The organism is Metabacillus sp. FJAT-52054 (genome assembly GCF_037201815.1).
Taxonomy (GTDB): domain Bacteria; phylum Bacillota; class Bacilli; order Bacillales; family Bacillaceae; genus Metabacillus_B; species Metabacillus_B sediminis.
Genome location: NZ_CP147407.1, coordinates 3,346,348 through 3,371,980, shown reverse-complemented (window position 1 = coordinate 3,371,980; position 25,633 = coordinate 3,346,348). Strand labels below are relative to the sequence as shown.

The window sequence follows — 25,633 nt, the reverse complement described above, 5'->3', positions numbered from 1 at the left end:
AATGAAGATGCCTAAAGTCATTAAACTTAAACCTTCGCAACTGCTTGTTCTAACATTTGCTATTGGTATTGCTGCCGGCACTTGTCTGCTAAAACTTCCGATATCCACTACTCAAGGAATCTCATGGGTCGATTCATTGTTTGTCGCTACATCTGCTATGACTGTAACAGGTCTTTCCTCCGTAGATCCGAGCACAGCGTTTACTACGTTTGGTCAAACCGTTGTTGCTCTGCTGATTCAGATTGGCGGCTTGGGAATCATGTCATTTGCCGTCCTGATCTACATGATGCTTGGAAGAAAAGTGGGGATTAAAGACCGGATTGTGATGCAGCAGGCATTGAATCAGACGAACATAGGCGGGGTTATCCGGCTTGTGAAGTATATGTTCATATTTGCATTTGCTATTGAATTTGTTGCCATGATTTTTTTATCTATTGTATGGGTTCCTGAACTAGGATGGAAAAAAGGTTTGTTCTATGGATTTTTCCACGCAATTTCTGCCTTTAATAATGCAGGATTCGGACTTTTCTCTAATAACTTAATCAACTATGTTGGGAACCCGATTATCAATATCGTTATTAGCGGCCTGTTTATTGTGGGAGGAATTGGTTTTACTGTGCTGGTGGATATGTGGCAGAAGAAGAAGTTCAAAAAATTCAGCCTGCATACAAAAATTATGCTGGTTGCAACACTTGTAATTAATCTTGTATCTATGCTGATTCTTTTTGTTCTGGAATATGGAAACCCTGGTACGCTTGGAGGGCTCTCACTGGGAGATAAGCTGTGGGCATCCTGGTTTCAGGCCGTTTCTCCAAGAACTGCAGGGTTCAATACACTTGATATCGGAGCCATGCATGAAGCATCTCTCTTTTTTGTCATGATTCTAATGTTCATAGGAGCGGGAAGTGCTTCAACAGGGGGCGGAATCAAACTGACCACAGCTATTGTTATTTTTCTGGCTACCCTGACCTTCTTAAAGGGGAGAAAGGAAATCACCATTGGCAGACGTGCTCTTGATGGAGGTTACATTGTAAGAGCTCTATCCATTACCATCATATCCATCCTTTTTATCATGGGAGCAGTCTTCCTGATGACGATTACAGAAAATGAATCGTTTTTGGAAATTGTATTTGAAGTAGTCTCAGCATTTGGTACAGTAGGGCTCTCTATGGGAGTTACGGCTAACTTTACAGACTTTGGTAAAATCGTTCTCGTATTTATTATGTTCCTCGGCAAGCTTGGACCGTTAACTCTTATTTATTCTCTTGCTACACCTTCTGGAAATGAGATTGTGCGTTACCCGAAAGAGGATATCTTAACTGGATAATGAAAGATAAGTTTCAGCCGTATAAACAAAGCCCGCTTGTAATAAGCGGACTTTGTTTACTTATAGCTGAGATAAAATCATCGAGCAGAGAACACCTAAAGAAGTAATCATTCCCACGACAGGACCTCCTTCTTCATAGGCTTCCGGCATCATAGTGGAAGCAACCATTGCGATAATTCCACCAGCAGCGAAGGCACCTATTGAAGCCGTGAAAACAGGTGAAGCATTTTGCAGAAGGGAGTAGCCGAGCAATGAACTGACCGTAGCTAGGACAACTACGATTACCCACATAAATAAAATTTTCTTTCGCGAATACCCATCTTTTATCAAACCAGTTGTACTGGATAATCCTTCAGGAAAATTACTGATGAACACAGCAATTACCATCAAAACACTAACTGAGCCTTGCTGCAGAATACTTACTCCAATAATGACCGATTCAGGAACGGCATCAATAATTGTTCCTATAAAAATTGATACCCCGGAATGATTTTCAGGGTTTTCCTTGGACCGCTTTCTCTGATGCCCGCCTTTGTTTGCAATAATGAGCTCGCTTACCGTAAAAAGCAATGCGCCTGCAATGAAGCCTATCGTCGTTGAAGTGATTCCTCCTCCATCCAAAGACTCTTCCAGCAGATCAAATGAAGCAGCCCCAATCAAGACTCCTGTTCCAAATGACATGATCCATCCAACCATCCGCGGAGGAATTCGTTTAAGCATTCCTAATAGCGCGCCAATTAAAATGGACGATCCCGCAAAAGCGCCCCATAGTGCTGCCTGCCCCATATTTTCACCAGCCGTTTCCTTAAGTGTCTATTCTATCCTTACCCCAAGGAGAAAAACTGTATTCCTTTCTGATATCAAAAAAGCTGAAGGAGAGTTCCCTTCAGCTTTTAGCAGCATTATTTTTTAACGATGTATTGTTCAATTTCATCCAGCATCTTGTTTGCAGCCAAAACACCGCCTGCTGTATTCCAAATGGCATCATCAACTTTGTAGGCTTTGCCGTTTTTCACAGCACTAAGGTTTTGCCAAAGAGGGTCCTTTGTGAATTCTTCTTCTGTTTTTACCGCTTCTGTATCTCCCTCAGGAGCATAAGTGAAATAGAAGAGCAAATCTCCATCCATTTGCGGGATCGCTTCCTTGCCTACTTCTCTTACAAACAGATCTTCCTGATTATCAGCAAACAGCTTATCCGTTGCTTCAGGGTACTTGATTCCCAGCTGATCAAAGATAACTCCTGAGAACGTGTCCTTGTAATAAACGCGGGTTTTTCCTGCCATAAAGCGGACGACTGAAACCTTTTGGGAAAGTTTATCTCCGCCTTCTTTTTTGATGGAGTCAATTCGTGCATCGAATTCTGCAATGACTTTCTTTCCTTCTTCTTCACGATCCAAAGCCTTGGAATAAAGGGAGAAGTTTTCCTTCCAATCCCCGCGAAGCGTTTCGGCGAAGACAGTCGGCGCGATGGCGCTCAATTTTTCGTAAACCGCTTCCTGGCGCATTTTATTTCCGATAATCAAGTCAGGCTTTAGGGCAGCAATGGCCTCTACGTTAACTTCACTTTCTGTTCCTACTACTTTCACATCTTTCATATCGTCCTTAATATGATCGTACCAAGGATTTCCAAGCCAGGATTGAACCGCTCCAACAGGTTTAACCCCCATTGCCAGCGCTGCTTCAGTCCCTTCATTTGTTAAAACAACAACCCGTTCAGGCTTTTTCGGGATTTTTGCTTCGCCCATGGCATGCTTCACTTGATACCCTTCTTCTGGACTCGCTTCTTCCTTTTTACTTTCTGTATTGCCGCCGCAGGCTGCCAGCAGCAGGGTAAGAGCAAGAATTAATGCGGTGATGCTAAACCAGGATTTTCTGTATGTACGACTCATCTATAAACCCCCCATATGATAATGATTTTCATTTACAAGTAAAATAATAAGTCGCTTTTGTATGCGATGTCAACACGTAATTGAAAATGATTTTCAAATTCATTCTCATTTGTTACAATAACCGTAGACTTGAAAAGTCAAAAACTGATGATCAAAATACGGAGAAAAAATATGCTGCTTAAGTCACACTCACAAAAATTCATTCTATTATTAGGGCTGTTTTTAATCCTTGCCGCTGCCATGTGTGCGAGTATTGTGTACGGTTATGCGCGTACGAATTGGACAATTGCATTCAAGGCATTTACCGATTTTAACGGCTCTAATGAACATATTATCATTACATCAGTCAGGCTTCCGCGTGCTTTAATTGCTGCTCTGGTTGGGGCAAGTCTTGCAATGGCAGGCGCCATCATGCAGGCGCTAACGAAAAACCCGCTTGCTTCCCCAGGGGTGTTTGGAATTAATGCGGGAGCGGGATTTTTTGTAGTCGCTGCCGTATCAATTTTTCATGTTTCATCTCTGCAGGCATTTACGTGGCTTTCTTTCCTTGGTGCTGCCGCTGCTGCTTTAACGGTCTATTTTATTGGATCGATGGGCAGGGAGGGGTTAACGCCTGTAAAGCTGACGCTGGCGGGAGCTGCAATGGCTGCGCTCTTCAGTTCACTTACTCAGGGCTTGCTGGTTGTAAATGAAGCAGCTCTGGATCAGGTTCTGTTTTGGCTGGCTGGATCCATTCAAGGGAGAAAGCTTGAATCTCTTATTGCAGTGCTGCCTTATGTGACTGCGGCTTTTATCATCTGCGGATTCCTTGCCCCGAAAATTAATGTCCTTACAATGGGGGAAGATGTAGCGAAGGGGCTTGGCCAGAAAACTGGGACTGTGAAAATTTTTGCAGCCATTGCGGTTATTTTCCTTGCAGGCGGGGCAGTATCCATATCGGGTCCGATTAGCTTTGTAGGGATTGTTATCCCGCACTTGGCCCGTTATTTTGTTGGAAACGATCACCGGTGGATCTTGCCTTATTCGGCAGTACTTGGGGGAATTCTTCTAACTGTTTCGGATATTGCGGCACGATATGTCGTTATGCCGGAGGAAGTGCCTGTCGGAGTTATGACAGCGCTGATTGGAACGCCTTTCTTTATTTACATCGCAAGAAAGGGGTTTGATCGGGCATGAAAACGCATTGGACTGTTCGGATAGGAAAATCTGTTTCATTTTTAATAGATAAAAAAGCTTTTAAAGTTTCTATAATTATGGCAGCTGTTTTGCTTGCCGGGTTTTTCATCAGTACAGGAGCGGGTGAGGTCATGATGAGCCCGCTTGAAGTAATCAAGACACTGACCGGATTTGGTTCAGAAATGAATATGCTCATCATCTCATCATTTCGGCTGCCAAGAATACTGATTGCCATTTTAGTTGGTGTCTGCCTTGCTGTAGCAGGAGGGATTTTACAGGGAATTATTCGAAATCCTCTTGCATCACCGGATATTATCGGGATTACAGGGGGAGCGTCTTTTGCAGTCGTAACTTTTTTGGCGCTTTTCAGTGATAAAAATAATGCATTGACCGTAAGCATTCAATGGATGCCTGTTGCATCCTTTATCGGTGCTGTTACAGTCGGGTTTATCGTATATGCCCTTTCCTGGAAGGGTGGATCATCATCATTCAGACTGGTGCTCGTAGGGATTGGTTTCTCCCTTCTTGCTCAGTCAATGACCACTCTTATGATGATTAAAGGGCCGATCTATAGAGCTTCACAAGCAAATACTTGGATTACAGGGACCGTGTACGGAGCTACCTGGCAGCAGGTGAAAATCATGCTGCCACTAACCTTGCTGCTTCTTTTCCTTACAATTATCGTTATTCGTCTGATCAACCTGCAAGGGCTTGGAGATGAACTGGGAACAGGCGCAGGAAGTGCGGTGCAGCGCAACAGACTTCTGCTTTTGGCGCTCAGCACAGCTTTGACTGGTACTGCTGTAGCTTTCGCCGGGGGAATCGGTTTTGTCGGACTGATGGCCCCTCATATAGCCAGAAGACTTGTAGGCTCCTCCTATGGAGCCATGCTCCCTGTATCGGCAATAGCCGGAGCCTTCCTGGTCATGATTGCAGATCTGATCGGAAGGACTGTATTTTCACCCCTAGAAGTACCGGCAGGAGTGTTTACGGCAGCGATAGGGGCTCCTTATTTTATTTACCTGCTATATAAAACAAGGAATACGTAAAAATTAGCTATGGGCTCGAATTTGAAAAGGGGCGAGATAACATGAGTGCAATTGAAACGAAATCCCTGACTTTATCCTACGGGGATTCCATTATTATAGATGAACTGGATCTGACCCTTCCAAAAGGCGAAATTACTGTTTTTATCGGAAGCAACGGCTGCGGAAAATCGACATTGCTCCGCTCCCTCGCGAGACTTCTTAAGCCAAGTCATGGATCCGTCCTTTTAGAAGGAGGGTCTATTGCAAAGCTTCCGACAAAGGAGGTAGCGAAAAAACTCGCTATTCTTCCGCAAGGACCTGCTGCACCGGAAGGACTTACCGTTCTTCAGCTTGTTAAACAAGGACGTTATCCTTACCAAAATTGGCTGAGCCAGTGGTCAAAAGAGGATGAGGATGCCGTCTGCAAAGCGCTTGAATCTACAAGAATGCTGGATTTTGCCGACCGTCCTGTCGATTCCCTGTCAGGAGGACAGCGCCAGCGTGCATGGATTGCGATGACGCTCGCACAGGACACGGATATTATTCTTTTGGATGAACCTACGACCTATCTTGATATGACACATCAGATTGAAATATTGGATTTGCTGTTTGAGCTGAACGAACGCGAAAACCGAACGATTGTCATGGTGCTTCATGATTTAAACTTAGCATGCCGCTATGCTCATCATCTTGTAGCCATTAAGGACAGAAAGATCCATGATCAGGGTAAACCGGAGGAAGTCATAAGCTGCAATCTGGTTCAGGACGTTTTTCAAATGAATTGCGAGGTCACAGTGGATCCGCTTTTCGGAACCCCTCTTTGTATACCGCATGGACGGGGCCGCTGTATTCTGAAAGAAGTGAGTATGCAAAATGGCTGAATTTATAGAAAGAGAGCTTGCGGAACTTGAAAAATTCCGTTTGGGAAGGAAGCGCTGGTCTTCCACCCTCTCTGTTGAAGTAAAGGATCTCCTGGACCCAGAATCATTAAAAGCCTATTTGGACAAGGTGAAACCGAAGATTGAAGCTCCTGACCGAAAGACAGCGGCGTCCATGCTTTTAAAGCGTTATGGATTTCTAGCCGCTTTAACCCTGTATTCCATGACAGTCTATAATAAGGTTCCTAACCTAAGACCCGAAAATCTATCTTTGGAAACGGATGACCAGGATCCTTTATGGCTTCCGTCCTTTCATTTTCATAATCTGGAAGCCGTCGTGCCCGGAGAAAATGAAAGCAGGGAAGAATGGAGAAGCTCCGTTATTCGACAGCTTTTCGCAGAAAACATTTATCCACTGATCAAGACAGCAAGCAGAAATACAAGTATATCCAAATGGATTCTTTGGGAAAATGTTTGCATCTATGTAAAGTGGATGTTTGAAACCCTTTTAGCATCTGTTCCAGAAGGAATCAGCAAAGACCAGATTGAAAGCGACTTTCATTTTACAGTAGCTGAAGCAGAAGGTTCCCTCTTTGGAGATTATCATCAGAATCCATTGAAGCGTTATGACGGGCATACAGCCATACAGCCTGAGACAGGTCAGGAAATCAGAATGAGACGCACCTGCTGTCTGTTTTACTTAACCTCCGATCGCGGAGCCCGCTGCAAAACTTGTCCCGTTAAATGTGTAAAACCACCTAAAGGATACGGGGGATAACAATGGACAAAACGTTTAAAGACCAATTCGACGGCCTGTTTGAAAAATACTGCGACCTCCTCATTGGGACATCTGAGGCAGATCGGCAGGAAAGAGTGCAAATGTGGGCACTCTACACCCATATGGCCAAAACGATGCCAAATTTGGTGAGGCATTGGAACGCAGAATACCCCGAATTTAAACTTGCGATGAAACAAGTGAGCACCGAAGTCAAAGAAATGAATGAACAGCACCGTGAAAATAATCAAAAGAAAAAAGACGACTAAGCACCGGCGTAATATATAAGCCGGTGCTTTTTTGCACTCTATGTGAATAACGATTTGGGCATGGAAACGAGGGTTGTGAGGAGTCATGATGAATTTCTTAAGGTTTATGATGAAATTTGAAATTATATGCTGAAACCGGCTCACTAGAATTATCAAAGTGCGCCGGTCCAATTCAGTTTTATGCACAATTAGAGGCTCTGTCAAAAAGCGACTGTGACAGTTCCAGCTCCACCGTCTTTCAGCGCTGAGCAAGCGCCCTCCGCTTTTCGTGGTGTCCAGCTCCGGCGGCTAGCTGTTCGGCCGCTTCGCTGGCCCTGTCAAAGTCAAAGAACGACTTTGTCAGTTCCAGCTCCACCGTCTTTCACAGCTGAGCAAGCCGCCTCCACTTTTCGTGGTGTCTAGCTCCGGGCGCTAGCGCTTCGGCCGCTTCGCTGGCCCTGTCAAAGTCAAAAAGCGACTTTGTCAGTTCCAGCTTCACCGTCTTTCAACGCTGAGCAAGCGCCCTCCGCTTTTCGTGGTGTCCAGCTCCGGGCGCTAGCGCTTCGGCCGCTTCGCTGGCCCTGTCAAAGTCAAAAAGCGACTTTGTCAGTTCCAGCTCCACCGTCTTTCAGCGCTGAGCAAGCGCCCTCCGCTTTTCGTTATTGCATTAATCCCCCATAAGGTGATTGCTGCTGGGCGTAGCCGGAGAATTGCTGATAGGTTTGCTGCATTTTTTGGGCTTGTTCTGCTTCGACTTTGTACCAGCCGTTTTTGAACATTAAATTATAGAGGTGTCTCTGGCAGTCCTGGGTTTCGTTAAAGATGGACTGGATATCTTTATATAAGCTTTCGTGGCTCATTTCATTCATGGCTGTGCAGTAGGAGTCTGTCATGTATTTTTCAGTGGCAAGCAGATCATTTACAAAGTCACGTTCGTTCATTTGCGGGGATTTTGGTACTTGTGTTTCCTGGTTGCCAATCTTCCCGGCTTGCTGATTTTGGTTTTGATTCATAACGTGAATCTCCTTTCTGTTTAATTTATTGAAGAGGCGGCTGTGATTGAGCCTGCTGCGGCTGAAGATGGCTTAGTACGGTTTGGTAATGTCGGTTGTGCATTTGTCCCGTTTTTTCCAATTCCATTTTCAGTTCCTGGTTTTGGCATTGCTCTGCAAAAAAGTGAGCTTTTTTCATGGCCAAAAGATTCCAGGAGAGCATATCTTGAAGGTACAGATGGTCTTTTGTTGATATGATATTCGGCGGCTGCGGCATCACGTTGGATTGGTTTTGCATTGGCTGCTGCTGCATGTTCATTCCTCCTTAAATAAAAGCGTATCGTTCCTATCCTTCCTCCAGCAGGTAGGTTTCTATTCATTTGACATGAGACGACACCTTTGGATAAAAAATGATATTCAAATAGTCAGAAAGATGATAAAATACTTGTAATTGAAGGCGCTTTATATAATAGAGGGTATTGTAGGGAGCTCAGCCGTCATTTATTTTTGAGATATAATGTATGCGGTTGCAGGAGGGGAAAATATGGAAACAGTAATGCGCAATTTTTTCTTGTTTTTGTCCAAAAATAGAGGGCTTACAAAAGTAGCCAAAAGGTACGGATTAAAATTTGGTGCTGCCCGTTTTGTTGCCGGCGAAACAATTGAGCTTGCTTCAGAGGCCATTAGACAGCTCAACAACAAGGGGCTAGATGTCACCATTGACTATCTTGGTGAATTTGTTGATAATGCGGCTGAAGCCAATGAAATGGCCGAAAATTCAATTAAGGCTATTGAAGCAATAGGCAGAGAAAGGCTCCAATCTCAGCTCTCTTTGAAAATGACTTCCATGGGCCTCGATATTTCTGACGCGCTTGTGATGAACAATATGCGCAGAATTCTTGAAGCAGCAAAGAAAAATGATGTTTTTGTCACAATCGACATGGAGGATTACAGCCGCTGCGGAAAAACCATCGAGATTTTCAAAAAACTCAGAGAAGAGTATGACAATATTGGGACTGTTATTCAGGCATACTTATACCGGACTGAAGAGGACATCGAAGATTTGAACAAATACAGCCCGAATTTAAGATTGGTTAAGGGTGCTTACAAAGAATCGCCTCAAGTTGCTTTCCCTGAGAAAAAAGATGTAGATGAGAATTTTAAAAAGATCATTAAAATGCATCTTCTAAATGGAAACTATACGGCTGTTGCTACGCATGATGACGCCATTATTGAATATACAAAACAGCTTGTAGAGGAGCATAATATCCCTCTTGATCAATTCGAATTTCAGATGCTTTTCGGCATCCGTCCGGAGAGACAGCTCGAGCTTGCCAATGAAGGATATAAAATGCGTGTATATGTACCATACGGAAATGACTGGTACGGCTACTTCATGAGAAGGCTTGCAGAGCGTCCTGCGAATGTCGCGTTCGTCCTTAAGGGAGTCATCAAGAAATAACAAAAAAGGATCCTCATGCTAAAAAGCAGAAGGATCCTATTTTGTTATGCTTCGTCCATATTATGCTTTTTATATTGCTGATTGGTGCTTGTATGTTTGCCTCCGCCATCCTGCTCGTTGAAAGGACCCGCGTTTCCTTTAACACTTGCTGCACTGACACCTGCTTTTGATGGATTTTTTTTCAATTTTGCCATCTGTCTTCACCTCCACTGTTCTAGCGTTCCTCTTCATAAAAAGAAAAATCATATTAATTCCATCAAATGTATTGAAGAAATTTTCAAAATCTTTTATATTAGTAATGAGAAGGAAATGGGAAGAACTTTTTTTTGAGCAAAAAATGAATGAGCATTCATTCAAACAAGGGGGAAAACTTATGGTCCAGCAAATTAATAAAGCTGCGGTGCTGGGATCCGGCGTTATGGGTTCGGGAATTGCGGCACATTTAGCAAACATCGGGATCCCTGTTTTGCTATTGGATATCGTGCCTAAAGAGCTCACAGGGGATGAGCAGAAAAAAGGGCTGACGCTGGAAGATCCAGCCGTAAGAAATCGGCTATCATCAAGTTCCATTCAAAAACTGCTAAAACAAAAACCGGCTCCGCTAACATCCAAAAAGAATCTTGCTCTTATTGAAGCAGGGAATTTTGAAGATGATATGGAGCGTTTATCCGAGGCTGATTGGATTATAGAGGTCGTAGTAGAAAATTTGGATGTAAAGAAAAAAGTGTTTGCGCAGGTTGAAAAGTACCGGAAGAAGGGGAGCATTGTCAGCTCCAATACATCCGGAATCTCTGTTGAAGCGATGGCATCCGAGTGTTCAGAGGAATTTAGAAAGCATTTCCTCGGAACTCACTTTTTCAATCCGCCGCGCTATTTAAAGCTCCTGGAGATTATTCCGACTAGAGATACAGATGAGCAGATTCTTCAGTTTATGAAAACGTTCGGGGAAGATGTTCTCGGCAAGGGAGTGGTAGTTGCCAAGGATACTCCTAACTTTATCGGAAACCGGATTGGAACATACGGTCTTCTTGTAACGTTAAGAAAAATGCTTGAAAAGGGATACAGCGTTGGTGAAGTGGATTCAATTACAGGCCCTTTAATAGGCCGGCCAAAAAGTGCAACTTTCAGAACGCTTGATGTCGTTGGATTGGATACATTTGTCCATGTGGCAAACAACGTATATGAAAATGTTGAGGAACAGGAAAAAGAAGTCTTTAACGTTCCTTCATTTATGAAGCAAATGCTTGAAAATGGATGGCTTGGTGCGAAGTCAGGACAGGGTTTCTTCAAGAAGGAAGGCAAGGAAATTCTTGAACTGGATCCATCCTCTATGGAATATAGAAGCAGACAAAAATTAAGCGCTCCATCAATTGAAATGGCAAAACAGGCAAAGGGATCAGCAAAATTGAAAGCGCTTATTTATGCAGATGACCGTGCCGGACAGCTGCTTTGGGAAATAACAGCTCCAACCCTTCTTTATTCATCAAAGCTTCTTGGAGAAATTGCGGATGACATTGTATCGATTGATCAGGCAATGAAATGGGGCTTTGGATGGGATAAAGGGCCATTTGAGCTTTGGGATGCGATTGGCCTTGAAAAATCCTCCGAAAAACTGAAGGAAGAGGGATATAGTATTCCTGCCTGGGTTTCTGAAATGCTTGAGAAGGGCCATACATCCTTCTATATAGAAGAAAATGGAGTGCGCTTCTATTACAGCAATGGGGAGTACCGCCGTTTGGAAACGAACGAGAAAGCTATTAATCTTAAGTCTTTAAAAGAAACAAAAGGTGTTATTAAGAAAAACAGCGGTGCAAGCCTGATTGATCTTGGAGATGGAGTAGCTTTGCTTGAGTTCCATTCTCAAAGCAATGCAATCGGCATGGATATTATCCAGATGATTAATTACGCCATCGATGATGTAGCACTTAATTTTAAAGGGCTTGTCATAGGCAACCAGGGGAAAAACTTCTGTGTCGGCGCCAACCTGGCAATGATTTTGATGGAAGCACAGGATGATAACTTCTATGAAATCGACGTGGTCATCCGTCACTTCCAGCAGGCTATGCAAAAAATAAAATACAGTCCAAAGCCAGTTGTGGCTGCGCCATTCGGTATGACGCTCGGCGGCGGAGCGGAAATCTGTCTCCCTGCTGCGAGAATCCAGGCATCCAGCGAAACGTACATGGGACTTGTAGAAGCCGGTGTCGGGTTGATTCCTGGCGGTGGAGGCAATAAAGAGCTGTACATTAAACATTTAAACAGCATTCCTAAAGGGATGGATTTTGATCTTCAAAACGTAGCAAACAAGGTTTTTGAATCCATTGCTATGGCGAAGGTTTCTACTTCAGCAGCTGAAGCAAGAGATGCTCAATTCCTGGATGCTCTGGATGGCATCAGTATAAACGCTGACCACCTTCTGCATGATGCGAAACGGACGGTGCTTCAGCTTCATGAAAACGGCTACCGCCCTCCTGTAAAAGAAAAGATTCCGGTCGTAGGGGAATCAGGCTATGCAACACTTCTTCTAGCAGCACAAACGATGCAGCTGTCAGGCTTCATTTCGGAGCATGATTTGAAAATCGCGAAAAAACTTGCTTTTGTTATTGCCGGCGGAAAAGTTCCATTTGGCACAAAAGTGGATGAACAATACTTGCTTGATCTTGAAAGAGAAGCATTCCTGAGTCTCGTTTCAGAAGGTAAATCACAGCAGCGGATGCAGCACATGCTTGTCAAAGGAAAACCGTTACGTAATTAAGGAGGGGTACCAGATGAGAGAAGCGGTCATTGTTGCAGGTGCAAGAACACCTGTAGGAAGAGCGAAAAAAGGAACATTGGCAAGCGTGCGCCCTGATGATCTGGGAGCACTTGCTGTAAAAGAAACGTTAAAGCGTGCGGGCAATTACGAAGGCAATATTGATGATTTGATTATCGGCTGTGCCATGCCTGAAGCTGAGCAGGGCTTGAATATGGCGAGAAATATTGGAGCGCTGGCAGGATTGCCGCATACCGTTCCTGCAGTTACGATCAACCGTTATTGTTCTTCCGGTCTTCAGACGATTGCCTATGCTGCAGAAAAAATCATGCTAGGGCATTCCGATACGATTATAGCAGGCGGAGCGGAATCCATGAGCCTTGTGCCAATGATGGGGCATACCATTCGTCCAAATGCCAGGCTTGCGGAAGAAGCGCCTGAGTACTACATGGGAATGGGACATACAGCTGAACAAGTGGCCCAGAAATACGGAGTCAGCCGTGAAGATCAGGATGCATTTGCTGTAAGAAGCCATCAGAGGGCTGCGGCTGCGATTGAAGCCGGAAGATTTGAAGATGAAATCGTACCGGTTGAGGTTACGCTTCGATCTGTGGGGACTGACAACAAGCTGAAAGAAAAGTCCATCTTATTTTCCAGAGATGAAGGAGTACGCCCGGGAACAACGCAGGATGTCCTTGCCAAACTCCGTCCCGTATTTAATGTGAGAGGATCCGTAACAGCAGGAAATTCCTCTCAAACGAGTGACGGGGCAGCCGCAGTCATGGTCATGGATCGTGAAAAAGCGGATGCTCTTGGGTTAGCGCCTATGGTGAAATTCAGATCCTTCGCTGTTGCGGGTGTACCGCCGGAAGTTATGGGAATCGGTCCGGTTGCAGCTATCCCGAAAGCGCTGAAGCTTGCCGGTCTGACTGTCGGGGATGTGGGATTGTTTGAATTAAATGAAGCCTTTGCCTCCCAGTCACTTCAAGTAATCCGCGAGCTTGGATTAGATGAAGAAAAGGTGAATGTGAACGGAGGAGCCATTGCAATCGGTCATCCGCTTGGATGTACAGGCGCAAAGCTTACGCTGTCGCTTATCCACGAAATGAAGCGCAGAAATGAGCAGTTTGGTGTTGTAACCATGTGCATCGGCGGCGGTATGGGTGCTGCAGGCGTATTCGAACTAGTTTAATAGAATATGAACTTGGAGGGTTAAATAATGGCTAAATCATTAGAAACCGTAACAAAAGGCGGAAGCTTTTTAATTGAGGATGCATCCTTTGAACGTGTATTTACACCGGAGGATTTTACAGAAGAGCATAAAATGATTGCAAAAACGACGGAGGACTTTGTCGTAAATGACGTACTTCCACAGCTTGAAGACATTGAAAAACATGAATTTGATAAATCCGTTAAGCTATTAAAGCAAGCAGGAGAACTCGGGCTGCTAGGTGCGGACGTACCTGAAGAATACGGCGGACTTGGGCTCGATAAAATCAGCTCAGCTCTTATTACAGAGAAATTCTCCCGTGCAGGAAGCTTTGCGCTTTCCTTCGGAGCTCACGTAGGAATTGGGTCTCTGCCAATCGTTCTTTTCGGTAATGAAGAACAGAAAAAGCAGTATCTTCCCGACTTAGCCGTTGGTGAGAGACTAGCTGCATATGCTTTGACAGAGCCTGGTTCCGGTTCAGATGCACTTGGAGCAAGAACAACTGCAAGGCTGAATGCAGAAGGTACTCATTATGTATTGAACGGTGAAAAACAATGGATCACAAATTCCGCTTTTGCTGATGTGTTTGTTGTGTATGCAAAAGTTGACGGCGAACATTTCTCCGCGTTTATCGTTGAAAAAAAATTCCCGGGAGTTTCAACTGGGCCTGAAGAGAAGAAAATGGGAATCAAAGGTTCTTCTACACGTACACTGATTCTTGAAGATGCCATGGTGCCAAAGGAAAACCTTCTTGGAGAGCTTGGAAAGGGCCACGTAATCGCCTTTAACATTCTAAATATTGGCCGCTACAAGCTTGCTGTTGGGACAATTGGCGGCTCAAAACGGGTCATCGACGTTTCCGTCCAATACGCGAACCAGCGCCAGCAGTTTAAAACACCAATTTCAAAATTCTCGCTCATTCAAGAGAAGCTTGCGAACATGGCTTCCAAAACATACGCAATGGAAAGCTCTGTATACCGTACGGTAGGTCTTTTTGAAGAAAGAATGAGCTTGCTTTCCGAAGAAGAGACAAAGGACGGCCGTGCTGTCGCTGCCTCAATTGCTGAATATGCGATTGAGTGTTCATTAAATAAAGTTTTGGGATCTGAAACACTTGATTATGTAGCAGATGAAGGTGTACAAATTCACGGCGGCTACGGTTTCATGCAGGAATATGAAGTAGAAAGAGCTTACCGTGATTCCCGTATTAACCGGATCTTTGAAGGAACGAATGAAATTAACCGTCTTCTCGTGCCAGGAACATTCCTTCGTAAAGCCATGAAAGGCGAGCTCCCTCTTCTTCAAAAAGCACAGGCCCTGCAGGAAGAGCTAATGATGCTTATGCCGGAAGAAGTGGGTGAAGGCACGCTTGAGCAAGAGAAGCATTTGCTTAAAAATGCGAAAAAAATCGGGATTATGATTGCTGGTTTAGCTGCACAAAAGTACGGACAGGAACTGCAAAAAGAGCAGGAGATTCTTGTGAATATTGCTGATATTGTAAGCAATATTTATGCAATGGAGTCTGCGATCCTCCGTACCGAGAAAGCAATCGCTGCTTCTGGAGAAGCTAAAAACAGCCAAAAGCTTCTTTATACACAAGTTTATTGCCAAGAGGCATTTAACGAAATTGAAGCACATGCTAAAGAATCCCTGGTAGCTATTGAAACAGGTGATTCCCTTCGCATGATGATTTCCGCATTGCGCAAATTTACCCGCTATACACCGATTAACGTCATTGCAAAAAAACGTGAAATCGCAGCAGCAATTATTGATGCGAATCGCTATGTAAACTAATTTTTTTACAGAAGAGAGCATGCAGCCCGGCCGGCTTGCATGCTTTTTTTTGATGACTTTGATAAATATGAATGCATGAGCTCATAGAGTAAATGAACGAGCGAGTTGAGCTTGTATATCGGTCGATAATGCTCTTCCTTGCAAACGAACGGCAAAGGTGAGTAAAATAGGGCTATAACTTTTTAGGCAGCCTTGCTTAATGATGAGCGTTTATTTCAACATAATTGGCAGGCTGCATGGTACAATAAGGAGGATTACATTGGACTTTTACTGGTATCCTAAATGCGGTACATGCCGGAAAGCGAAGAAATGGCTGGAAGAGCAGGGCCATGAACTAAATGTAATACATATTGCGGAAAACCCCCCTAGTAAAGATGCATTAAAGGATCTTTATTCCAAGAGCGGTTTGGAGCTGAAGAAGTTTTTTAATACGAGCGGTCAGAAATACCGTGAGTTAGGCTTGAAAGACCGTTTGAGCAGCATGAGTGAAGACGAAATGCTAACCGTTTTATCTTCAGATGGAATGCTCATTAAAAGACCGATTACAGCGAGCGGAAGCAAGGTCACTGTGGGTTTTAAAGAAAATGACTTTGAGCAAATGTGGACGTAAGAAGAGACTCTGTCTTTTCCATAAACAATAGAACTTTGGAGGGAATAAAATGAATACACCAAACGAACTTCGTTATTCTGAAGAACATGAGTGGGTAAAAGTTGAAGGCGATAAAGTACGAGTAGGAATTACACATTTTGCACAGTCAGAGCTTGGAGATATTGTTTTCGTTGAGCTTCCTGAAGCGGGAACTGAAATTAAAGCAGATGAGCCGTTTGGTTCTGTTGAATCTGTTAAAACTGTTTCTGAGCTTTATGCACCAATCAGCGGTAAAGTTGTGGAAGTGAATGAAGACTTGGATGACAATCCTGAATATGTAAATGAATCTCCATACGAAAAAGCGTGGATGATCGTGATTGAGCCCTCTGATTCAAGTGAAATCGAGAACTTGATGACGGCAGAACAATACACAGAAATGACCAACGAAGACTAATTTATCCAGCGTTTTATAAATCAAGTTGGGTCATCCTAAGGAAAAAGGAGGGCTTGACTTGACGCTTAAAAAACAACGGATCGACGTTACGGATCATATAACGGGCAAGTTTGTAAATGGACAGATGAATCTTTTTTTGGACAACCAGCCGATCGGGACAATGACTAATGGGGAAGGCGGCAGCAAATTTGAGTTAAAGAACGGATTCGAAGCCAATGAAGACCGTTTTTATCAGATGGCTGACGTGCCGGATAAACCAGATGAAAAGTATGTTGATTGTGACGACGAAAACGGCTGGTGTTAATGATAAGGCAGTGGAGCCGTCCACTGCCTTATCTGCTTTTCATTCCAGACTGCTTCTGCAGGAAACATTGGATTGAAAAGAGAATAAACTTTAGAAAGACAAAATGAACAGGTGATGTGATGGTCATGTCAGAGGCTCCTAAAATCATTATTGTTGAAGGCAGATCAGATAAGATGAAAATTCAGGAAGTCATTAATGAGCCGGTCAAAATTATTTGCACAAATGGCACAATTAGTCTCACAAGAATGGACGAACTTATTGATGAATATTTTGAAAATGATGTCTATGTGCTAGTCGATACAGATGAAGCGGGAGAGAAGCTTCGAAAGCAGTTCATCAGAGAGTTTCCTGAAGCTTCGCATCTGTATATTGATAAAATGTATAAGGAAGTTGCTGCAGCTCCAGAGCACCATATCGCCTCCGTATTGCTTGGAGCGAATATTGACGTCCAAGCGAAATTTTTATAGCAAGGAGTTCTGGTTTTATTATGATTGAAATAAATGATAAGCAGATTTCCGGGAGGATGGATAAGGGACGGTTTATTTTGTATCTCTATACTCCCTTCTGCGGAACATGCCAGCTTGCAAAGCGTATGCTTACAGTAGTGGATGGGGCATTGCCGGAAACGGACATTTATATGGCGAATCTAAATTATTTACCGGGTTATGCAGGAAAATGGGAAGTTGAGAGTGTTCCATGCTTGCTGATTTTTGAGGATGGACATATTAAATCGAAACAATATGCATTTCAATCTGTTGAATTTTTGTATAGATTGCTTCAAAAAGACGGCGCTTAATGCGGCGTTTTTCATTTTTTTAGAGATGATAAAAAGTTATCATTTCGATAAATAGTATTAGGCGGATCTTTTTTCGAGCTCATTCTGTTTATTTACCTCTCATTCAGCATATTTCTCGGGAAATAAAATGGCCGGCAAATATTTTTTAGTAAATAGTTGCCAACAACAGAAAAAGAGGTTAATATTAAGAAAATTCAAACAAATATCTTATCAAGAGCGTTGGAGGGTACTGGCCCGATAATAACGCAGCAACCGGTCTATTTAGATACGGTGCTAATTCCAGCAGAGGGTTACCTTCTGGCAGATGAGAAGAGCGGACAAAGACCTCTTCTTCGGAAGGGGTTTTTATTATGAAAACAGGGGGAGATCGAATGAGTGAAAATGGATTCAGACCGGAAACGCTGGCCGTACATGGAGGACTTAAGGAAGACCCGATTACAGGAGCAAGAGCTGTACCTATTTATCAGTCAAATGCGTATTTGTTTAAAGACACGGATCATGCAGCTGATCTTTTTGCTTTAAAAGAGCCAGGGTACATTTATACGAGGATACATAATCCTACCGTTTCAGTGCTAGAAGAAAGGGTGGCGCAGCTTGAAGGCGGGGCAGGTGCTCTAGCTGTTTCAAGCGGAATGGCAGCCATTACCCTCGCGATACTAAATATTGCAGAAGCTGGAGATGAAATTGTCGCGGCTTCCAATCTTTACGGCGGAACCTATAATTTATTTGCAAATACGTTGCCGAGATACGGCATCAAAACAGTTTTTGCCGATGCATCCGATCCTGAGAATTTTAAGAAGGCAATCACTCAAAAAACGAAGGCGATCTTTGGTGAAATAATCGGAAATCCCAGCCTTCAGGTTCTTGATGTTGCATCGGTATCTGAAATTGCTCATGAAGCGGGAATTCCTTTAATCATTGATAATACCTTTGCTACACCATACCTTTTCAAACCCATTGACTATGGAGCGGACATTGTGGTTCATTCGGCTACAAAATGGCTGCTTGGCAATGGAACGACATTAGGGGGCATTATCGTGGATGGCGGCAAGTTTGACTGGTCTACAGGCAAATTTCCAGCCTTCGTTACTCCTGACCCAAGCTATCATAATATCGTTTTTGCTGAAGCCCTCGGCGAACTCGCTTATATCGTAAAGGCAAGGGTTCAGCTTCTGAGAGATTTAGGTCCGGCATTAAGTCCGTACAATGCCTTTCAATTTACATTGGGATTAGAGACGCTGCATGTCAGGATGAAGGAACACATTGCAAATACAAGGAAAATCGTTTCCTACCTTCAAAACCATCCCGCAGTTAAGTGGGTATTATACCCGGAGCTTGAAGAACATCCATCAAAAAACCTTGCAGATCGATATTTGCCAAAAGGAGCCGGTGCAGTTATTGTATTTGGAATAGATGGAGGCTTGGAGGAAGGGAAAGCCATTATCAATCATACGAAGTTATGGTCGCATGTGGCGAATGTTGGGGATGCCAAAAGCTTAATTATTCATCCGGCAAGCACCACACATCAGCAGCTCGGCAAGGAAGAGCTTATAGAGGCCGGGGTTTCCGAGGATCTGATCAGATTGTCTGTAGGAATTGAACATTCAGACGATCTGCTTGAGGATTTGGAGGCAGCTATTTTCGCCGCTACAGGAAAACGATCGTTGACTGTCAGCATCAATTGACCGTAAACATTAGTTGTTGACAACTCTATTTTTGCATGATAAACTCACTTTCAGATCTGAAATATTTTTAAAATTTCAAACTATCCCAACTGAATAATAAATTGTTCTCTTATTAAGAGAGGTGGAGGGACGTGCCCTATGAAGCCCGGCAACCATCAGTTATGTAACTGAAGTGGTGCCAATTCACTCAAAATGCTCAGGCATTTTGAAAGATGAGAGAAAGGTATCCTATATTTTAATGCCTTTCTGCTCACTTGTGCAGAAAGGCATTTTTTATTCCTTTCAGATCGGATCAGAAAGAAGGTGAGTGCAGTGATTACACTAAATCATGTTTCAAAAGTATACTCTGTCAAATCAGGGAGCATCACAGCCGTAGATGATGTGAACCTTGAAGTTCAAAAAGGTGAAATCTTTGGAATCATCGGCTATAGCGGAGCAGGCAAGAGTTCTTTAATCAGACTCTTGAATGGTCTCGAGACTCCTACATCGGGAACAATTGAGGTCGCAGGAAACCGGATTGCCGAGATAAAAGGAAGCAAGCTTCGGAAGGCCAGACAGGAAATCAGTATGATCTTCCAGCATTTTAATCTCCTATGGTCCCGCACAGTGGCCGACAATATTGCATTCCCGCTTGAAATTGCAGGAATCCCTGCTTCTGAAAGAAAGGAGCGTGTAAAGGAATTGATCCGTCTTGTCGGATTGGAAGGCAGAGAGAGCGCTTATCCATCACAGCTGAGCGGAGGTCAAAAGCAGCGTGTTGGAATTGCGAGAGCCCTTGCAAATAACCCAAAGGTGCTGCTGTGTGACGAAGCAACCTCTGCACTTGATCCTCAGACAACGGATTCCATTCTGGAACTGCTTGTAGATATTAACCAGCGTCTGGGTCTGACGATTGTTCTCATTACCCATGAGATGCACGTCATCCGCAAAATCTGCCACAAGGTAGCGGTCATGGAAGATGGGAAAATCGTTGAAGAAGGAGAGGTGCTGAATGTATTCAGAAAACCTAAAGCTCCTATTACGAAACGATTTGTCCAGCAGGTTACTGAGCCTGAAGAGACGAAGGAAACCATTGCCCATCTGATTGATTCTTATCCGTCAGGACGAATCGTCCAGCTGACCTTCGTAGGCGATTCTACAGAGCAGCCGGTTGTGACCAGCTTAATTAAAAACTACGATGTTAAAGTGAATATCCTGCAGGGTAAAATATCACAGACCCAAAGCGGGGCTTATGGTGCGCTGTTCCTTTATATCGACGGGGAAGAAACAGAAATGGACCGGGCTTTACAATTCTTATCAGATCATCAGGTAGAAGTGGAGGTGGTTGCCCATGCTTGAGCAATTATTTCCGGAAGTGAATTGGGAAAAGGTTTGGACGGCTGCAGCTGAAACGATTTATATGACGGGCGTTTCGGTACTGGCAACTTTTATCCTTGGGATTCTCCTTGGATTGCTATTATTCCTTACATCTAAAGGAAACGTCTGGGAAAATCGGATAGTGAATATGATCATTTCAGCCTTCGTAAACGTATTTCGCTCCATTCCGTTCATTATATTAATTATCCTTTTGATTCCATTCACAAAAGCGATCGTTGGGTCTATGCTCGGTGCAGAAGCTGCACTTCCCGCATTGATCATCGGCGCAGCACCCTTTTACGCAAGAATGGTTGAAATAGGTTTAAGGGAAATTGATAAAGGGGTTATTGAAGCGGCAAGATCAATGGGTGCTTCCACCTTTATGATCATCTGGAAGGTTCTCTTGCCGGAATCGATGCCAGCCCTTGCATCAGGTATTACCGTTACTGCCATTGCGCTCGTAGGATATTCCGCTATGGCTGGTGTTATCGGTGCCGGCGGACTTGGAAATCTTGCTTATTTAGAAGGCTTTCAGCGCAGCAACAATGAAGTAACGCTCGTCGCTACTATTCTCATCTTAATTATTGTGTTTATTCTCCAAATCATTGGAGATTTCATTACAAGAAAACTAGACAAACGCTAGGGGGAAAAGAAATGAAGAAATTATTAATAAGTACAGTATTTGCGGTATCTGCGCTTGCATTATCCGCGTGCGGGACATCCGGATCCGGTTCGGGTTCAGGCAGTGAGGAAACAGGGAAACTGATTGTTGGCGCATCCAACGTGCCTCATGCAGAAATTCTTGAAGAAGCGAAGCCGCTGCTAGAGAAAAAAGGTGTAGAACTGGAGATTAAAACCTTCCAGGACTATATTCTTCCGAACAAAACACTTGCTGACAAAGAAATCGATGCTAACTACTTCCAGCACATTCCGTACCTTGAGTCTCAAATGGCTGAAAACAAAAACTATGATTTTGTGAATGCCGGTGGAATTCATATTGAGCCAATCGGAGTATATTCAAAAAAATACAAATCACTTGAAAAGCTTCCAAAGGGAGCTACAATCATCATGAGCAACTCGGTAGCAGACCACGGACGCATTCTGACTATGCTTGAGAGCGAGGGACTGATTAAGCTTAAAGAAGGCGTAGACAAAACAAAAGCTACAGTTGAAGATATTGAGGAGAATAAAAAGGATATTCAATTCAAGGCAGATGTAGAAGCAAGTCTTCTTCCGCAAATCTACAACAATGATGAAGGCGATGCAGTGCTGATCAACACAAATTACGCGATTGATGCAGGACTTAACCCTCAGAAAGATGCGATCGCCTTGGAAGGTTCTGATTCTCCATATGTAAATATCATCGCTGTCCGCAAAGGCGATGAGAACAAAAAAGAAGTGAAAGCACTTGTTGAAGTTCTTCACTCAGATGAAATTAAAAAATTCATTGAAGAAAAGTACGAAGGTGCTGTTGTACCAGTAGATAAATAAGCATGAAGTAAAAGTCCCGAAAGGCTTCCTTTTGGGGCTTTTTTTCTTGCCTAAAAACACTAGGTCCGTTGATTTGTGTCAAATATCCGATTAATTTTGTCACAATATTTCGTTACACTTATACTGTAAGCGATCACAAACAGAGGGGATGGGGTATTTTGTTGAGAATAAATTTTCGTAATCTAACTGTGCAAGTGGTGATTGGGATTATCCTCGGGATCATTACAGGGTTTTTCTTCCCGGAGTTTGCTGTAAATTTAAAAGTTCTCGCTGACATCTTTATTAAAATGATTAAGATGGTTATTGCTCCGATTATTTTCTTAACCATTGTTATTGGAATTGGCGGAATGGGCGATTTGAAAAAGGTGGGCAGGATCGGCGGAAAAGCATTAATTTATTTTGAGATTGTGACAACCTTCGCTCTTGCTATTGGAATTCTTGTTGTTAACCTTATTCAGCCTGGTGCTGGCGTAAACAAAGAAGGGGCGAGCAGTGATGCTGTCAGTACATACGAAGAGCAGGCAAAAGATTCAGATCACGGAATAGTTGGGTTCATAACGGATATTGTTCCCGAAAATGCAATTGGTGCTATGGCAGAAGGCGAACTTCTTCCAATATTATTTTTTGCTGTCCTATTCGGTGTGGCCGCAGCAGGTCTTGGAGAAAAGTCTAAACCAGTGATTCAGCTGTTTGAACGGTTTACTGATATTTTCTTTGGGATTGTAAATATGATTATGAAAGTCTCACCAATCGCAGCCTTTGGAGCAATGGCTTTCACAATTGGGGAATTTGGAGTGGAATCACTTGCGAACCTGGGGAAGCTGATGGGATCTGTCTACTTGACGATGTTCCTGTTTATTATTGTGGTTCTGGGAGCCATTGCCCGATTCAATGGATTTAGTATCTTCAAATTCATTGCCTATATTAAAGAAGAAATATTACTCGTACTCGGAACTTCTTCTTCAGAATCAGCGCTGCCTAAAATGATGGAAAAACTGGAGAGGTACGGCTGTTCTAAATCTGTAGTCGGTCTGGTAATCCCAACCGGATATTCTTTTAACCTGGATGGCACGTCCATTTATTTATCAATGGCAGCCATCTTCATTGCTCAGGCATATGGCATTGATTTAACAATATGGCAAGAGCTCACCCTATTGGGAATATTGATGCTGACCTCTAAAGGGGCTGCAGGAGTAACGGGGTCAGGATTTATAACACTGGCTGCAACCGTTGCCGCTTTTCCCATTATCCCTGTAGAAGGGATCGCCCTTTTAATCGGGGTAGACCGGTTCATGTCGGAAGCAAGGGCGATTACCAATCTGATCGGAAATGGAGTAGCTACCGTTGTTATTTCCAAAAATGAAAATGAGTTTCATCCTCCATCTGTTTCAACAGACAGTAAGGCTAATTTCGAAGCTTAAAGTGCATGACTGGGTTTTTATGGTGGCATACTAATTCCGACTTTTACAAATGGGAGTGGGAATAATGGATCATATGGAGCCTCGTAATTCAACAGAAGCTGCCCTGCATCAGTATAAGATGGGTCTTGGAGCCTTTACTCAAAAAATGCCGGAATTCGCTCATCAGTTCAATGCGTTTACGGAAGCATGTTTTCAAGCAGGAGAGCTGTCTCAAAAAGACAAACAGCTGATCGCCCTCGGTATTAGTCTTTATTCACAGGATGAGTATTGCATTATTTACCATACAAAAGGGTGCCTTGACCAAGGGGCGACAGAACAGGAAATTTTAGAAGCTGTTGGTGTGACCGCAGCCTTTGGAGGCGGAGCAGCTATGAGCCAGGCTGTTACCCTTGTTCAGGAGTGCATGACTGAATTAAATCAGCTTAAGCAATAATAGAAAAGAGAGCCTGTTTTCGCAGGCTCTCTTTTCAATATGGAAAGAAAGACAAGCTTTTTGGAGCAAAACTGCCAATGAAGGTTTAAGATGAGCGAAATCAGGCTAACTCATAACTGAAGAGAAATTAACGTCCCTTAGCCTGTTTTTAAAAAATTCAACAGTTTGATACGATGAAATTGTTGAAAAAACTGAAAGGATGATTCATTATTCTTACGCAGCAAAAGCTGGTACTGGAGCATACGGCAGAAATGGAAAAAGCCATGCAGAAATCTCATGGAATGAGCTATGCAGAGTATGGCCGTAAACTTGATAATCGTCTTGAGGTAGAAGAGAAACGTGAAAAAAGCTATCGTGAGAGCATGAGAATGGCAGCTGCTCACCAGCGAAAAGCACATCATTAAATAGAACGTGGAGGAGGGCCGTGTGACTGCGGCCCTCTTTTTATCTTCCTACATAATAAGGATGAATCTGTATTTCAAGGAAACGTGGAATAGTGGTATTATAAATGTTCAGGCAATTGAATAAACCGGTAAAATGGCTTGAAGGACAGTGAAGCTGTGTAACGGTTGTATTCAGATTTCATTTGTTATAAGATTAGAATGAGAATAAAATGAGAATCATTTGTTTTAAATCGCAGGAAAGAAGAGCTGAGAACTCTTGTGCTGCCATAGCCGGCTCTGCAATTCTGTCTTTTTGTTTTTTTTGCAGAAACAGCACAAAATGGGGACCAAGCTATTCTTTACGCATAAAATCCGTTATCGATGGAGGTAGTAACATGTCAGGTTCAACTTTAACAATTAAGGATTTACACGTTGAGATCGACGGGAAAGAGATTTTAAAAGGTGTTAACCTTGAAATAAAAAGCGGTGAGTTTCATGCAATCATGGGACCGAACGGAACGGGTAAATCGACTCTTTCTTCAGCGATTATGGGGCACCCTAAGTATGAAGTTACGAAGGGCAGCATCACATTCGACGGTGAAGATGTTCTTGAAATGGAAGTGGATGAGCGCGGACGCGCAGGGCTTTTCCTTGCTATGCAGTACCCAAGTGAAATCAGCGGGGTAACAAATGCAGACTTCCTTCGCTCTTCTATTAATGCACGCCGTGAGGAAGGACAAGAAATTTCCCTGATGAAATTCATCCGCCAAATGGATGAAAACATGGAATTCCTTGAAATGGATCCGGATATGGCACAGCGCTACCTAAACGAAGGTTTCTCAGGCGGGGAGAAAAAGCGCAATGAAATCCTTCAGCTTATGATGATTAAGCCGAAGATTGCGATTCTTGATGAGATTGACTCCGGTCTTGATATTGATGCACTTAAAGTCGTTTCTAAAGGAATCAACCAAATGCGCAGCGATGATTTCGGCTGCCTGATCATCACTCACTATCAGCGTCTTCTTAACTACATCACACCTGATCACATCCATGTCATGATGCAGGGACGTATTGTAAAATCCGGCGGACCTGAGCTTGCTCAGCGTCTTGAAGCTGAAGGCTATGATTGGATTAAGCAAGAGCTAGGCATTGAAGACGAAACTGTCGGACAAGAAGCGTAAGCGTTAGGA

At 43.4% G+C, this 25,633-nt stretch carries 28 protein-coding genes and 2 riboswitches; of the genes, 23 read left to right on the top strand and 5 right to left on the bottom strand.

Annotated elements, in window-relative coordinates; genetic code table 11:
- Position 1: 1 nt before the first annotated feature.
- On the top strand, positions 2-1,327 hold the full coding sequence (locus tag WCV65_RS17635; RefSeq protein WP_338778283.1) for a TrkH family potassium uptake protein: 1,326 nt from the start codon (positions 2-4) through the stop codon (positions 1,325-1,327).
- A gap of 60 nt (positions 1,328-1,387) precedes the next feature.
- On the opposite strand, the gene WCV65_RS17630 is transcribed toward WCV65_RS17635, so the two are convergent.
- Complete coding sequence (locus tag WCV65_RS17630) at positions 1,388-2,113, bottom strand: ZIP family metal transporter (RefSeq protein ID WP_338778281.1); 726 nt, start codon at positions 2,111-2,113, stop codon at positions 1,388-1,390.
- A 116-nt stretch (positions 2,114-2,229) separates the two neighbouring features.
- Positions 2,230-3,216: an iron-siderophore ABC transporter substrate-binding protein gene (locus WCV65_RS17625; protein ID WP_035413580.1), complete on the bottom strand. Its 987-nt coding sequence runs from the start codon at positions 3,214-3,216 to the stop codon at positions 2,230-2,232.
- 171 nt (positions 3,217-3,387) lie between these two features.
- On the opposite strand from WCV65_RS17625, the gene WCV65_RS17620 reads away from it, so the two are divergent.
- The 5 genes from WCV65_RS17620 to WCV65_RS17600 are packed head-to-tail and all read left to right on the top strand — an operon-like array spanning position 3,388 to position 7,342.
- Positions 3,388-4,392, top strand: a complete 1,005-nt coding sequence (locus WCV65_RS17620) for an iron ABC transporter permease (RefSeq protein WP_035413581.1) — start codon at positions 3,388-3,390, stop codon at positions 4,390-4,392.
- The gene (locus WCV65_RS17615) at positions 4,389-5,441 is read left to right on the top strand and encodes an iron ABC transporter permease (protein WP_035413583.1); all 1,053 of its coding nucleotides are present in this window, start codon (positions 4,389-4,391) and stop codon (positions 5,439-5,441) included. Before WCV65_RS17620 ends, WCV65_RS17615 begins: the two co-directional genes overlap by 4 nt.
- Before the next feature lie 41 nt (positions 5,442-5,482).
- Positions 5,483-6,301 carry an ABC transporter ATP-binding protein gene (locus WCV65_RS17610; RefSeq protein ID WP_338778276.1) on the top strand — a complete coding sequence of 273 codons (819 nt, stop codon included), beginning with the start codon at positions 5,483-5,485 and terminating at the stop codon, positions 6,299-6,301.
- On the top strand, positions 6,294-7,076 hold the full coding sequence (locus WCV65_RS17605) for an IucA/IucC family C-terminal-domain containing protein (protein WP_338778275.1): 783 nt from the start codon (positions 6,294-6,296) through the stop codon (positions 7,074-7,076). Before WCV65_RS17610 ends, WCV65_RS17605 begins: the two co-directional genes overlap by 8 nt.
- Positions 7,077-7,078: 2 nt before the next feature.
- On the top strand, positions 7,079-7,342 hold the full coding sequence (locus WCV65_RS17600; protein WP_338778274.1) for a DUF2573 family protein: 264 nt from the start codon (positions 7,079-7,081) through the stop codon (positions 7,340-7,342).
- A 638-nt stretch (positions 7,343-7,980) separates the two neighbouring features.
- Here WCV65_RS17600 and WCV65_RS17595 read toward each other — a convergent pair.
- Together WCV65_RS17595 and WCV65_RS17590 are read right to left on the bottom strand one after the other, a co-directional pair.
- The gene (locus WCV65_RS17595) at positions 7,981-8,334 is read right to left on the bottom strand and encodes a spore coat protein (protein ID WP_035413831.1); all 354 of its coding nucleotides are present in this window, start codon (positions 8,332-8,334) and stop codon (positions 7,981-7,983) included.
- Positions 8,335-8,359: 25 nt separating this feature from the next.
- The gene (locus tag WCV65_RS17590; protein WP_035413829.1) at positions 8,360-8,626 is read right to left on the bottom strand and encodes a hypothetical protein; all 267 of its coding nucleotides are present in this window, start codon (positions 8,624-8,626) and stop codon (positions 8,360-8,362) included.
- Between the two features lie 231 nt (positions 8,627-8,857).
- Between WCV65_RS17590 and WCV65_RS17585 the strand changes: the two genes are divergently transcribed.
- Positions 8,858-9,775 carry a proline dehydrogenase gene (locus WCV65_RS17585; RefSeq protein WP_338778273.1) on the top strand — a complete coding sequence of 306 codons (918 nt, stop codon included), beginning with the start codon at positions 8,858-8,860 and terminating at the stop codon, positions 9,773-9,775.
- A 44-nt stretch (positions 9,776-9,819) separates the two neighbouring features.
- Here WCV65_RS17585 and WCV65_RS17580 read toward each other — a convergent pair whose 3' ends face one another.
- Positions 9,820-9,969, bottom strand: coding sequence for a YuzL family protein (locus tag WCV65_RS17580; RefSeq protein ID WP_082883900.1), 150 nt, complete (start codon positions 9,967-9,969; stop codon positions 9,820-9,822).
- Between the two features lie 179 nt (positions 9,970-10,148).
- On the opposite strand from WCV65_RS17580, the gene WCV65_RS17575 reads away from it, so the two are divergent.
- From WCV65_RS17575 to sufC, 16 genes are all read left to right on the top strand, one after another.
- The gene (locus WCV65_RS17575) at positions 10,149-12,530 is read left to right on the top strand and encodes a 3-hydroxyacyl-CoA dehydrogenase NAD-binding domain-containing protein (RefSeq protein WP_338778270.1); all 2,382 of its coding nucleotides are present in this window, start codon (positions 10,149-10,151) and stop codon (positions 12,528-12,530) included.
- 13 nt (positions 12,531-12,543) lie between these two features.
- Positions 12,544-13,719, top strand: coding sequence for an acetyl-CoA C-acetyltransferase (locus tag WCV65_RS17570; protein WP_035413823.1), 1,176 nt, complete (start codon positions 12,544-12,546; stop codon positions 13,717-13,719).
- A 27-nt stretch (positions 13,720-13,746) separates the two neighbouring features.
- The gene (locus tag WCV65_RS17565) at positions 13,747-15,531 is read left to right on the top strand and encodes an acyl-CoA dehydrogenase family protein (protein WP_338778267.1); all 1,785 of its coding nucleotides are present in this window, start codon (positions 13,747-13,749) and stop codon (positions 15,529-15,531) included.
- A 253-nt stretch (positions 15,532-15,784) separates the two neighbouring features.
- Complete coding sequence (locus WCV65_RS17560) at positions 15,785-16,141, top strand: arsenate reductase family protein (RefSeq protein ID WP_035413835.1); 357 nt, start codon at positions 15,785-15,787, stop codon at positions 16,139-16,141.
- A 49-nt stretch (positions 16,142-16,190) separates the two neighbouring features.
- Positions 16,191-16,574, top strand: coding sequence for a glycine cleavage system protein GcvH (gcvH, locus tag WCV65_RS17555; protein ID WP_035413819.1), 384 nt, complete (start codon positions 16,191-16,193; stop codon positions 16,572-16,574).
- Between the two features lie 58 nt (positions 16,575-16,632).
- Positions 16,633-16,878, top strand: a complete 246-nt coding sequence (locus WCV65_RS17550; RefSeq protein WP_035413817.1) for a YusG family protein — start codon at positions 16,633-16,635, stop codon at positions 16,876-16,878.
- Between the two features lie 125 nt (positions 16,879-17,003).
- Positions 17,004-17,345 carry a toprim domain-containing protein gene (locus WCV65_RS17545; protein WP_338778264.1) on the top strand — a complete coding sequence of 114 codons (342 nt, stop codon included), beginning with the start codon at positions 17,004-17,006 and terminating at the stop codon, positions 17,343-17,345.
- Positions 17,346-17,365: 20 nt separating this feature from the next.
- Positions 17,366-17,674 carry a thioredoxin family protein gene (locus WCV65_RS17540; RefSeq protein WP_338778262.1) on the top strand — a complete coding sequence of 103 codons (309 nt, stop codon included), beginning with the start codon at positions 17,366-17,368 and terminating at the stop codon, positions 17,672-17,674.
- Between the two features lie 204 nt (positions 17,675-17,878).
- Positions 17,879-17,985: riboswitch (SAM riboswitch) on the top strand.
- 60 nt (positions 17,986-18,045) lie between these two features.
- Positions 18,046-19,359: an O-acetylhomoserine aminocarboxypropyltransferase/cysteine synthase family protein gene (locus WCV65_RS17535; RefSeq protein WP_338778260.1), complete on the top strand. Its 1,314-nt coding sequence runs from the start codon at positions 18,046-18,048 to the stop codon at positions 19,357-19,359.
- Between the two features lie 106 nt (positions 19,360-19,465).
- A riboswitch (SAM riboswitch) is annotated at positions 19,466-19,578 on the top strand.
- A gap of 93 nt (positions 19,579-19,671) precedes the next feature.
- Positions 19,672-20,697, top strand: coding sequence for a methionine ABC transporter ATP-binding protein (locus WCV65_RS17530; RefSeq protein WP_035413807.1), 1,026 nt, complete (start codon positions 19,672-19,674; stop codon positions 20,695-20,697).
- Positions 20,690-21,358 carry a methionine ABC transporter permease gene (locus WCV65_RS17525; protein WP_338778258.1) on the top strand — a complete coding sequence of 223 codons (669 nt, stop codon included), beginning with the start codon at positions 20,690-20,692 and terminating at the stop codon, positions 21,356-21,358. The genes WCV65_RS17530 and WCV65_RS17525 overlap by 8 nt, the downstream gene beginning before the upstream one ends.
- 11 nt (positions 21,359-21,369) lie before the next feature.
- A complete protein-coding gene (locus tag WCV65_RS17520; protein WP_035413805.1) occupies positions 21,370-22,206 on the top strand; it encodes a MetQ/NlpA family ABC transporter substrate-binding protein in 837 nt (278 codons plus the stop codon).
- Between the two features lie 161 nt (positions 22,207-22,367).
- The gene (locus tag WCV65_RS17515) at positions 22,368-23,627 is read left to right on the top strand and encodes a dicarboxylate/amino acid:cation symporter (RefSeq protein WP_035413833.1); all 1,260 of its coding nucleotides are present in this window, start codon (positions 22,368-22,370) and stop codon (positions 23,625-23,627) included.
- A 64-nt stretch (positions 23,628-23,691) separates the two neighbouring features.
- The gene (locus tag WCV65_RS17510; RefSeq protein WP_035413804.1) at positions 23,692-24,060 is read left to right on the top strand and encodes a carboxymuconolactone decarboxylase family protein; all 369 of its coding nucleotides are present in this window, start codon (positions 23,692-23,694) and stop codon (positions 24,058-24,060) included.
- 251 nt (positions 24,061-24,311) lie between these two features.
- On the top strand, positions 24,312-24,464 hold the full coding sequence (locus WCV65_RS17505) for a hypothetical protein (RefSeq protein WP_197491628.1): 153 nt from the start codon (positions 24,312-24,314) through the stop codon (positions 24,462-24,464).
- A gap of 374 nt (positions 24,465-24,838) precedes the next feature.
- Positions 24,839-25,624, top strand: a complete 786-nt coding sequence (gene sufC, locus WCV65_RS17500) for a Fe-S cluster assembly ATPase SufC (protein WP_211560682.1) — start codon at positions 24,839-24,841, stop codon at positions 25,622-25,624.
- Positions 25,625-25,633: the final 9 nt, after the last annotated feature.

Excerpts from the sequence above, each read along its gene's own strand:
- WCV65_RS17635 (WP_338778283.1), top strand. The coding sequence starts at position 2 with ATGAAGATGCCTAAAGTCATTAAACTTAAACCTTCGCAACTGCTTGTT.
- WCV65_RS17630 (WP_338778281.1), bottom strand. The coding sequence starts at position 2,113 with ATGGGGCAGGCAGCACTATGGGGCGCTTTTGCGGGATCGTCCATTTTA.
- WCV65_RS17625 (WP_035413580.1), bottom strand. The coding sequence starts at position 3,216 with ATGAGTCGTACATACAGAAAATCCTGGTTTAGCATCACCGCATTAATT.
- WCV65_RS17620 (WP_035413581.1), top strand. The coding sequence starts at position 3,388 with ATGCTGCTTAAGTCACACTCACAAAAATTCATTCTATTATTAGGGCTG.
- WCV65_RS17615 (WP_035413583.1), top strand. The coding sequence starts at position 4,389 with ATGAAAACGCATTGGACTGTTCGGATAGGAAAATCTGTTTCATTTTTA.
- WCV65_RS17610 (WP_338778276.1), top strand. The coding sequence starts at position 5,483 with ATGAGTGCAATTGAAACGAAATCCCTGACTTTATCCTACGGGGATTCC.
- WCV65_RS17605 (WP_338778275.1), top strand. The coding sequence starts at position 6,294 with ATGGCTGAATTTATAGAAAGAGAGCTTGCGGAACTTGAAAAATTCCGT.
- WCV65_RS17600 (WP_338778274.1), top strand. The coding sequence starts at position 7,079 with ATGGACAAAACGTTTAAAGACCAATTCGACGGCCTGTTTGAAAAATAC.
- WCV65_RS17595 (WP_035413831.1), bottom strand. The coding sequence starts at position 8,334 with ATGAATCAAAACCAAAATCAGCAAGCCGGGAAGATTGGCAACCAGGAA.
- WCV65_RS17590 (WP_035413829.1), bottom strand. The coding sequence starts at position 8,626 with ATGCAGCAGCAGCCAATGCAAAACCAATCCAACGTGATGCCGCAGCCG.
- WCV65_RS17585 (WP_338778273.1), top strand. The coding sequence starts at position 8,858 with ATGGAAACAGTAATGCGCAATTTTTTCTTGTTTTTGTCCAAAAATAGA.
- WCV65_RS17580 (WP_082883900.1), bottom strand. The coding sequence starts at position 9,969 with ATGGCAAAATTGAAAAAAAATCCATCAAAAGCAGGTGTCAGTGCAGCA.
- WCV65_RS17575 (WP_338778270.1), top strand. The coding sequence starts at position 10,149 with ATGGTCCAGCAAATTAATAAAGCTGCGGTGCTGGGATCCGGCGTTATG.
- WCV65_RS17570 (WP_035413823.1), top strand. The coding sequence starts at position 12,544 with ATGAGAGAAGCGGTCATTGTTGCAGGTGCAAGAACACCTGTAGGAAGA.
- WCV65_RS17565 (WP_338778267.1), top strand. The coding sequence starts at position 13,747 with ATGGCTAAATCATTAGAAACCGTAACAAAAGGCGGAAGCTTTTTAATT.
- gcvH (WP_035413819.1), top strand. The coding sequence starts at position 16,191 with ATGAATACACCAAACGAACTTCGTTATTCTGAAGAACATGAGTGGGTA.
- WCV65_RS17545 (WP_338778264.1), top strand. The coding sequence starts at position 17,004 with ATGTCAGAGGCTCCTAAAATCATTATTGTTGAAGGCAGATCAGATAAG.
- WCV65_RS17540 (WP_338778262.1), top strand. The coding sequence starts at position 17,366 with ATGATTGAAATAAATGATAAGCAGATTTCCGGGAGGATGGATAAGGGA.
- WCV65_RS17535 (WP_338778260.1), top strand. The coding sequence starts at position 18,046 with ATGAGTGAAAATGGATTCAGACCGGAAACGCTGGCCGTACATGGAGGA.
- WCV65_RS17525 (WP_338778258.1), top strand. The coding sequence starts at position 20,690 with ATGCTTGAGCAATTATTTCCGGAAGTGAATTGGGAAAAGGTTTGGACG.
- WCV65_RS17520 (WP_035413805.1), top strand. The coding sequence starts at position 21,370 with ATGAAGAAATTATTAATAAGTACAGTATTTGCGGTATCTGCGCTTGCA.
- WCV65_RS17510 (WP_035413804.1), top strand. The coding sequence starts at position 23,692 with ATGGATCATATGGAGCCTCGTAATTCAACAGAAGCTGCCCTGCATCAG.
- WCV65_RS17505 (WP_197491628.1), top strand. The coding sequence starts at position 24,312 with ATGGAAAAAGCCATGCAGAAATCTCATGGAATGAGCTATGCAGAGTAT.
- sufC (WP_211560682.1), top strand. The coding sequence starts at position 24,839 with ATGTCAGGTTCAACTTTAACAATTAAGGATTTACACGTTGAGATCGAC.